Here is an 8,324-nt window from a genome sequence, read left to right as displayed (position 1 = left end):
GCCACGACATCGATCACATCGTGATCGGCGGTCACGGTGGCGACCCGACCGGCCTCGTCGAACGGCTGTTGGGAACTGTTGCGACGACCGTCGTCGCCGAGGCCCCGATCACCGTTACCGTGGTCCGAGATCGCGCGGACACCGATACCGGGGAGGTGAGCGCAAGCGACGCTGGCGAGAACGGCAACGAGGGCGCGGGCAGCAACGAGGGCGGAGCCGCCGCAAACGGGGGCGGGGGTGGGACTGACGCTGACGACGGTCACTGAACCCCGAGAACCGACGAAAACAGCCGGTAAAGCCCGAACCCGATGCCGGTCGACGTGGCGAGCGTGAGGAGCCAAAACGTGACTGTCACGCCGATCTTCCGCCGGGAGACGCCCGCGGACCCCGCGGCCAACCCGCCTCCGATCACGCCGGAGATGACGATGTTATTGAACGAGATCGGGATGCCGAGCGCGATCGCCAGTTGCGCGATAATGAAACCCGGGACGAGCGCGGCGATGGATCGACGGGGCCCGAGTTGGGCGTATTCGCGGGAGGTCGCCTGCAACAGCCGGGGCGCGCCCATCCACGCCCCCGCGAGGATGCCGCTCGCGCCGAGGGCCAACAGTACGATCCCGGGGAGGCCGAGTTCGACCCCGTAAAGATTTTCCAGCGGTCCGGTCGCGAGGCCGACCTGGCTGCCGCCGCTGGAGAACGCGACCACGCCGCCGAGCGCGAGCAGGAACGTCCGGATGCCGTCGTCGACCGACGCCTCGGTTCGGCGACGGATCACCTGGAATCCAACGAGCGCGACGAGCAGGGTGACGACGATCCCGACGATGTCGACCCCGAAGACGGTGGGGCGTCCGAGCGCGAACGCGACCGCCTCCGCGAGGGTTCCCTCGTTGCGGGTGGGGTGTGGAATCACGCCGAGACGGACGTGCGCGAGGATGGCCCCGACCGCCGCCGCGAGCAGCGGAATCCCGATCGTGTCGGGCACGTCGTCGCGGCGCAGCACCATCGCGGTCACGTACGCGAGCCCGCCGGATGTCGGCGGGACGAGCGCCCAGAATATCCCGATCCGGCGATACGTCCCGAACGCCGGGTCGCCGCCGAGCGAGAGGCCGACGCCGATCATCGCGCCGGTCGTCGCGAAGGCCGCGGGAACCGGGTAGCCGCTGTAGACGCCGAACATCATGAACCCGGCCGCGACTAGCAGGCCCGTACTCGCCGCCAGCGGCGTGATCGCCACGCCGCTTATCAACCCTGCCCCGACCGTCTCGGAAATCGCGCCGCCCTGGGCCAGCGCCCCCGCCGCCGCGAGCAGGCCGACCAGAAACGCCGCACGCATCGTTGAAACGGCGTTGGCTCCGATCGCAGGCGCGAACGGCGGCGAGTTGCTGTTCGCGCCGAGAGCCCACGCCATGAACAGACAGCTCACGGTCGCGAACGCGACCAGAACCCAGAAGAAAACGGCCATCAGCCGTCATTCAGGCTACTCGATCATAAATACGTGCCGGTGCGACCCGTACGGATTTATTTCTGCCGGCGCGTAGCGATCATAATGGGATTCCGCCGGATCGTGGCTGCACCGCTGTATCGCCTCGCCGATTGGATCGACGACAACCCGGTGAGCGCGACCGCCGCGGTTGTCGCCCTCGGCGCGCTGGCGGCACTTGCCACCTCTGTCGTACTCGGGGCCGCGAGTGCGGCCGACGCGGGCGGGGGTATACTTGATGCGGCGATAGCGGGTCGTCTCGCGTCGGTGGTCTCCGAACGCCCGGCTTACGCCACAGCCGTCCTCATCGGGCTGGCCGTTGTGCTTCTCTACGACGGGTAGCGGTCATGGGTATATACGAGTGACGTACCCCATATATAAACACGCGGTCGTTGGACGAACAACGCAGTCGCCTCAGTTCGTCGCCGCCTCGATCGCCGACTCGAGGTCCTCGATGATGCGGTTGGTGTCCTCCAGCCCGACCGAGAGTCGAATAAGATCGTCTGTCACCCCACTGGCCTGCTTTTCCTCGTCGGTGAGCTGCTGGTGGGTCGTCGAGGCGGGGTGGATGATGAGCGTCTTCGCGTCGCCGACGTTCGCCAGTAAGCTCGCGAGTTCGACATTGTTGACCGCATCCCTAGCCGCCTCGTAGCCATCTTCCAGCCCGAATGTGATCATGCCGCCGTAGCCGCCGTCGAGGTACTCGCTTGCGTTGCCGTGCGTCTCGTGCGAGTCGAGTCCCGGATAGTTGATCCACGAGACGGCCGGGTGTTCGCTGAGGTACTCGGCGACGACCATCGCGTTCTCGCAGTGGCGTTCCATCCGCAGCGGCAGCGTTTCGACCTTCTGGAGGGTTATCCACGCGTCGAATGGCGACTGGTGGTTCCCCAGATCGCGGAGCCCTCTGGCGCGGGCGGCGTAGGTGAACGCGGCGTCGCCGAAGCGCTCCGCGAAGTTCACGCCGTGGTAGGCCGGGTTGTCCTCGCTGATCTCGGGGTAGTCCCACTCGCCCCACGGCGAGTTCCCGGAGTCGACGAGCACGCCGCCGATCGTCGAACCGCTGCCGTGAATCCACTTGGTCGTCGAGTTCCAGACAAGATCCGCGCCGTGCTCGATCGGTCGGCACAGACACGGCGTCGCGAAGGTGTTGTCGACGAACAGCGGGACGCCGGCGTCGTGTGCGATGTCGGCGAGCCGCTCAAGATCGGGCGTCACGAGGGCGGGGTTGCCGATCGTCTCGACGTGGACGAAAGCGGTGTCCTCGTCGATCGCCTCGGCGTATGCCTCGTAATCGAGCGTGTCGACGAACCGCGTTGAGACACCCCGGCGCTCGACCGTGTGCGTAAAGTAGGTGTACGTGCCGCCGTACAGCGCCGATGAACTCACGATGTTGTCGCCGCCCTCCGCCAGCAAGAAGACGCCGAGATCCAGCGCCGCCATCCCGCTTGAGGTCGTGATGGAACCGATCCCGCCCTCCAGCGTCGCCAGGCGGTTCTCCAGCGTCATCGTCGTCGGGTTCTGGATCCGGCTGTAGATGTTCTTTCCCGTGTAGGCCGTGGCGTACGCTGCCGGATCGTCCTCGAGAGCGAACATCTCAGCAGCGTGCTCGGCGTCCTCGAACTCGTAGGACGTTGTCTGGTATATCGGCGGTGCTCGCGCGCCCGTGGCCGGGTCGGCCTCTTGACCGGCGTGTAGTGCGTCCGTGTAGAGGTCGTCTTTCTCGAACATGTACCGAAACAGCGTTCGGCCGGGTATTAATATCCCCTATCGACGGCGACCGTCGCCGGCATCGATGACACGGCGTTATCTCCCCTTTATTACGCTTGAACCGGATCTTATCTCCTTCCGTTTTATTGCTCTCCACACTCTCTTCGAGTGCTTCCGCTCTCGTATTTTGTGTCCCCCCGCTCCCGGCTGTTTTATGTCGTTCTCGTTTATGAATCCGCCCACGGGCCGTCCCAGTGTTATCAGCCGTCGCTCCCGCCCCGAAGCAGCAACCACGCCCCGAGGCCGCCCACACCGAGTGCGGCCGCGCCGATCGGAAGCAACCCCCGGTCCGTGACCGGTGCTGTACGGCCTGCTTCCGATGTGTCGGCGTTCCCGCCGGGTCCGCTGTCCTCGATCGTTGGGGTCGCCGTCGCTGTCGCCGCTGCCTCGGGTTCGGTCTGTTGCGGTTTGAACAACAGCCGCGAACGGGTGCTGTACCCGTCGCCGGGCGACCGGACGACGCTCGGGGCGGACCGGATCGCCGCCTCGGCGCGATGCGTCCACTGCTCCCCGCCCGATTTGACATCGATCGCGTAGAACGTCGCGTCGTCGCTCCCGACGTACACCGTCCCGTCGACGACGGTCGGCCACGACCGGACGTCGCCGTCCGTTTGATACCGCCATCGGTTGTCTTCGGGGCCCGTATCGAACGCCACGATATTTCCGTTGTCGGTGCCGAAATAGATGACACCGCTGACGACCTCCAGCGGCGACACCGGAACGCCGAGCACGTCGTAGGGCCGCCACTCCCGTTCGCCCGTCGCCACGTCGATGCGGTGGATGTCGCCCCCCGCGGTCCCGAAGTACACCGTCCCGTCGAAGACCGCTGGCGGGGTGGTGATCGAGCGGCTCACCCGGGTGTACGCCCAGTTTTTCTCGCCGCTCTGTACGTCGATCGAGTGCAGGTTGGTGTTGTTGTCGGTGAAATAAATCGCCCCGCCGGCAATAGTTGGGGAATTCGGGATCGGGATCGAGGTGTCGTACTCCCACTTCTGTGTCCCGTTCGTCCGATTGATCGCGTACAGCGAGCCGTCCATCGAGGCGACATACACTGTTGTCGACCCGACGATCGGTGTCGAAACGATCCGTTTACCAGTGGTAAACCGCCACCGTTCCTCGCCGTTTTCGGCATCGATCGCGTACAGTTCTCCGGTTCCAGACCCACAGAACACCGTTTCGCCGGTGGTAACCGGCGACGCCTGGATGCCTTTCCCGGTATCGAACTCCCAGTTACTTGCTCCGTCGATTGCGTCAACGCTGTATAGGTTGTTGTCGGTGGAGCCGACGTACACCGACCCGTTCCCGACAGTCGGCGACGATACGCCCCGCGAGCCCGTATCGAACTCCCATCGCTCCCGTCCCGTCTCCATCCCGACCGCGTACAGAGTCCCGTTCTCACCGCCGAAGTACACTGCCGGGCCGTCCGCACTGGCGGCAGTTGAACGGGAACTCGACGCCGATAGCAGCCCTCCGGCTGCGGCGCCCAGTATAAACGTCCGTCGGTCAAAGCGCACGTTTGAGCTCACTGTATGCCCCCGATCGTCGCCCGTGCGCCGCCAACAGTTGTTGATCGGCGTGTACTCATTGTATAATACACGATACGGTTTGCCGTATAAATACTCCCGCGAGGCTACGCACCCCGAGTAGATACGTACTTTTATACTGGCGAGGCTGCGCGGTTTGCTCTCTCAATTCGAGAAGAGGCTATTGTGAACCGGAGCAAACTCGTCGCCCTCGTCGTCTTCGACGGTATCGGAAACGGCCTTGCCGGTGACGCCCGATTCGAGAAAGTCCGCAACCGGCGGCCCGACGCGATCGGGTTCAACGAGGAAGGCGTCGTGGCCGTGATCGGAGTCGACGACGTGGTGGGCGGTGTCGGCCTCGGTCGCCCGGAACGCCTCTGCCAGCGCCTCCGACTGTTCGACGGTGAAGTGCCAGTCGCCGGTAAACGAGACGAGAAGCGCCTCGCCCTCGAAGGCCGCCAGCGCGTCGGCGTCGCTGTCGTAGCCCGAGGCGAGGTCGTAGTTGTCCATCGCCCGCGTCAGGTAGAGATAGGAGTTCGCGTCGAAGCGTTCGGCGAACTTCTCACCCTGATAATCGAGGTAGGACTCGACCTCTCGGTAGGGGAAGAAGCCGGCGGCGGGATCCATCTCGAAGCTGTCCCGCCCGGCGTCCATCCCCGCCGACCGCCGGCCGAACTTGTCCTCCATCGAGGACTTCGAGAGGTACATGATGTGGCCGATCTGGCGGGCGAGCGCCAGTCCCTGTGTCGGCGGGTCGTCGCCGTAGTAATCGCCACCCGCCCAGTTCGGGTCGGTAGTGATCGCCCGCTGAGCGGTGGCGTCAAGGGCGAGACACTGGGCGTCGAGCCGCGCCGCGGCGGCGACGACGATCGCTCGATCGAGGTGGTCCGGGTGACGTTTGGCCCACTCGAGGACGTTCATGCCCCCGACGGACCCGCCGATGACGGCGTGGAGGTTCGGGATTCCGAGGTGATCCAGCAGGTGTCGCTGGGCGCGCGTCCAGTCGCCGACCGTGACGGCCGGGAATTCCGTCCCCCACGGCTCGCCCGTTGCAGCGTTGACCGACGGTGGCCCCGAAGAGCCGTAACACGACCCCGGTACGTTCGCACAGACGACGTAGTATTCGGTGGTGTCGACAGCCTTGCCGGGGCCGACGATGTCGTCCCACCAGGCGTGTGCCTGCCCGGCGGTGTCAGTCCGGCGACGCCCGCCCGCGACGTGGGCACTTCCCGTGAGCGCGTGGCAAACCAACACGGCGTTGTCGCCGGTGAACTCGCCGTAGGTCTCGTAAGCGATCTCCAACTCCGGGATCGACTCCCCACACTCGAAGGTGAACTCGCCCAGCGAGACGGTTTCGGGGCCCCCGGTCATGATGTGTTCTCGCTCGCGTTCATCGTCAGTCCTACCGCCGGGTTCGCGCCACACATATTTATAAGACCCCGTCGAGGTCCGCGAGGATGTCGTCGACGTCCTCAATGCCGACCGAGAGCCGCACCATCTCCGGGGCGACCCCGGCCGCGCGCTGTTCGGCTTCGCTCAACTGGGCGTGCGTCGTTGAGGCGGGGTGGACGACGAGCGTCCGCGCGTCGCCGATGTTGGCCAGGAACGTCGCAAGTTCCGTGTCCTCACACAGTTGCTTGGCGGCGTCGTAGCCCGATTCGAGGCCGACGGCGATCATGCCGCCGTAGCCGCCCTCCAGATACTCGGAGGCGAGCTCATGGGTTTCGTGCTCGGGCAAGCCAGGGTAGGACACCCACGAGACGGCGGGGTGCTCGTTGAGGTACTCGGCGACGGTCATCGCGTTCTCGCAGTGGCGTTCCATCCGTAACGGCAGCGTTTCGACGCCCTGCATCGTCACCCATGCGTCGAACGGCGACTGCTGGTCCCCGAGGCTTCTGGCCCCGCGTTGGCGGGCGGCCATTGTCAGGGCCCGGTCGCCGAATCGCTCCGTGAACGTCACGCCGTCGAAGGCGGGGTTGGGCGCGGCGATCTCGGGGTACTTTTCTGGGGACTCGCTGAACGGGAAGGAGCCGTCAGTCACGAGGACCCCGCCGAGGGTTGTCCCCGACCCGTGGATCCACTTTGTCGTCGAGTCCCAGACGAGATCCGCGCCGTGTTCAAGCGGCCGACACAGCGCTGGTGTCCCGAAGGTGTTGTCGACGAACAGGGGCGTACTCGCCTCGTGTGCCACGTCCGCGATTTCCTCGAACGGCGGCGTCACGAGAGCGGGGTTGGCGATCGTCTCACAGTGGACGTAGGCGGTGTCCTCGTCGATCGCCTCGGCGTAGGCGTCAGGCTCGAGCGTATCGACGAAGCGGGCTTCGATCCCCCGCCGTGCGGCAGTGTGAGTAAGGTAGGCGTGGGTCCCCCCGTACACCGACGACGCACAGACGATGTTGTCGCCTGCCTCCGCCAATACGAGCGTCGCCGCGTCGAGCGCGCCCATCCCGGAGGCGGTCGCGAGGGCGTCGACGCCGCCCTCCAAGGAGGCGAGGCGCTCTTCGAGCGCCCGAACGGTCGGGTTCGCGATCCGCGAGTAGACGTTGCCTTCATCCTCCAAGGCGTATCGTGCCGCCGCGGTGTCGGCGTCAGGGAACTCGTAGGAAGACGTCTGGTAGATCGGCGGCGCCGCCGCCCCCGTCGCCGGATCGGGGCCCTGTCCGACGTGGAGACACCGCGTTTCGAAACCCAACTGCTCGTCGTTCATGTATCATATGCATATCTCTCAACACATCTATAACCGAGAGTTACGGCAAGAATTGCCCAGCCGGCGACGCGAAACCGCGGACCGAACGGCCCGGACCGTCCACTCAAACCCCTCGAATCCCGAGGAGACACAGCAGTACCCCAAGCCCACCGATGACGGTGGCGACGTAGAGCCCGACAGCCGGTTCGTCAATCGCCACGGACGCCAGCACCCCGGACGCGAGAAACAGCACGCCCAGGCCGATCGCGACCGCCTGTACCGCCCGATCCGGCGGCTCAATCTCCGGGGCCGCCTGTGCCCCGGCTTCGAGCGCCGCGAGGACAGCCTCGATGTCGACGTTCGCGGGGATCACGGCCAGCCGCGGCACGAAGAGCCCGCTCCGGCGGGTGTAAGAGATCCAGAGCACGACGAGATCCCGGCCCCGGATCGACCGCACGCCCGTGACGCGTTCGAGCGGGACGTCTCGTCGGTTGATCCTGAGTTTCCCGTCGTCCAGTTTTCCCTCGGTTGTCGCCACCGCGACGAGGATCGGCGAGAACACGCAGCCGACGATAAGCCCCGAGAGGACCCTGAACGGCGCCCCGACAGCGACGAGCGCCAGTATAGCCAGCGTCCCCGACACGACGGCTATAGCGACGCTCCGGAGCGTAAATGGAGTCTCCTCGCCGCCCGTGAACCCCGAGACGATCGGCCGTTGGTCGGAATCCGAGAGCATCGGCCACAGATATAACAGCGATCCGGGCCCGCCGACGAGGACGAGGAGCATAAAAAGCAGCACGAACGGCGAGCGGAGGACGCTCGGGTCGGAGATCACGAACACGACGCTCGCGCCGATAGCGGGCAGAAG

General features: G+C 65.7%; 8 protein-coding genes. 2 read left to right on the top strand and 6 right to left on the bottom strand.

The features are described from left to right. Window positions 1-266: universal stress protein (locus ACI944_RS08650; RefSeq protein ID WP_411718652.1), on the top strand; the 266-nt coding region annotated here is incomplete at its 5' end. On the opposite strand, the gene ACI944_RS08645 is transcribed toward ACI944_RS08650, so the two are convergent. Beyond that, window positions 260-1,462 carry an anion permease gene (locus ACI944_RS08645; RefSeq protein ID WP_411718651.1) on the bottom strand — a complete coding sequence of 401 codons (1,203 nt, stop codon included), beginning with the start codon at window positions 1,460-1,462 and terminating at the stop codon, window positions 260-262. The two genes, ACI944_RS08650 and ACI944_RS08645, sit on opposite strands and share 7 nt — an antisense overlap. An 84-nt stretch (window positions 1,463-1,546) precedes the next feature. On the opposite strand from ACI944_RS08645, the gene ACI944_RS08640 reads away from it, so the two are divergent. Next, the gene (locus tag ACI944_RS08640) at window positions 1,547-1,822 is read left to right on the top strand and encodes a hypothetical protein (protein ID WP_411718650.1); all 276 of its coding nucleotides are present in this window, start codon (window positions 1,547-1,549) and stop codon (window positions 1,820-1,822) included. A gap of 72 nt (window positions 1,823-1,894) precedes the next feature. On the opposite strand, the gene ACI944_RS08635 is transcribed toward ACI944_RS08640, so the two are convergent. From ACI944_RS08635 to ACI944_RS08615, 5 genes are all read right to left on the bottom strand, one after another. Further along, entirely contained in the window at window positions 1,895-3,208 is a 1,314-nt protein-coding gene (locus ACI944_RS08635) for an O-acetylhomoserine aminocarboxypropyltransferase/cysteine synthase family protein (RefSeq protein ID WP_411718649.1), read from the bottom strand. A 239-nt stretch (window positions 3,209-3,447) separates the two neighbouring features. Next, window positions 3,448-4,761: a PQQ-binding-like beta-propeller repeat protein gene (locus ACI944_RS08630; RefSeq protein WP_411718653.1), complete on the bottom strand. Its 1,314-nt coding sequence runs from the start codon at window positions 4,759-4,761 to the stop codon at window positions 3,448-3,450. A gap of 174 nt (window positions 4,762-4,935) precedes the next feature. Further along, the gene (metX, locus tag ACI944_RS08625) at window positions 4,936-6,141 is read right to left on the bottom strand and encodes a homoserine O-acetyltransferase MetX (protein ID WP_411718648.1); all 1,206 of its coding nucleotides are present in this window, start codon (window positions 6,139-6,141) and stop codon (window positions 4,936-4,938) included. Window positions 6,142-6,199: 58 nt separating this feature from the next. Beyond that, window positions 6,200-7,477 carry an O-acetylhomoserine aminocarboxypropyltransferase/cysteine synthase family protein gene (locus tag ACI944_RS08620; protein WP_411718647.1) on the bottom strand — a complete coding sequence of 426 codons (1,278 nt, stop codon included), beginning with the start codon at window positions 7,475-7,477 and terminating at the stop codon, window positions 6,200-6,202. Window positions 7,478-7,580: 103 nt separating this feature from the next. After that, window positions 7,581-8,324 (bottom strand): hypothetical protein (locus ACI944_RS08615; RefSeq protein WP_411718646.1); only part of this gene is annotated, 744 nt, incomplete at its 5' end.

Origin of the sequence: Natronomonas sp. (assembly GCF_046710025.1) — an archaeon.
Taxonomy (GTDB): domain Archaea; phylum Halobacteriota; class Halobacteria; order Halobacteriales; family Haloarculaceae; genus Natronomonas.
Note: the sequence above shows the minus strand (reverse complement) of the source record. Positions and strands in the feature narration are given on the sequence as shown.

Coding starts and splice junctions, on each gene's coding strand:
- ACI944_RS08645 (WP_411718651.1), bottom strand. CDS start 1,462: ATGGCCGTTTTCTTCTGGGTTCTGGTCGCGTTCGCGACCGTGAGCTGT.
- ACI944_RS08640 (WP_411718650.1), top strand. CDS start 1,547: ATGGGATTCCGCCGGATCGTGGCTGCACCGCTGTATCGCCTCGCCGAT.
- ACI944_RS08635 (WP_411718649.1), bottom strand. CDS start 3,208: ATGTTCGAGAAAGACGACCTCTACACGGACGCACTACACGCCGGTCAA.
- metX (WP_411718648.1), bottom strand. CDS start 6,141: ATGACCGGGGGCCCCGAAACCGTCTCGCTGGGCGAGTTCACCTTCGAG.
- ACI944_RS08620 (WP_411718647.1), bottom strand. CDS start 7,477: ATGAACGACGAGCAGTTGGGTTTCGAAACGCGGTGTCTCCACGTCGGA.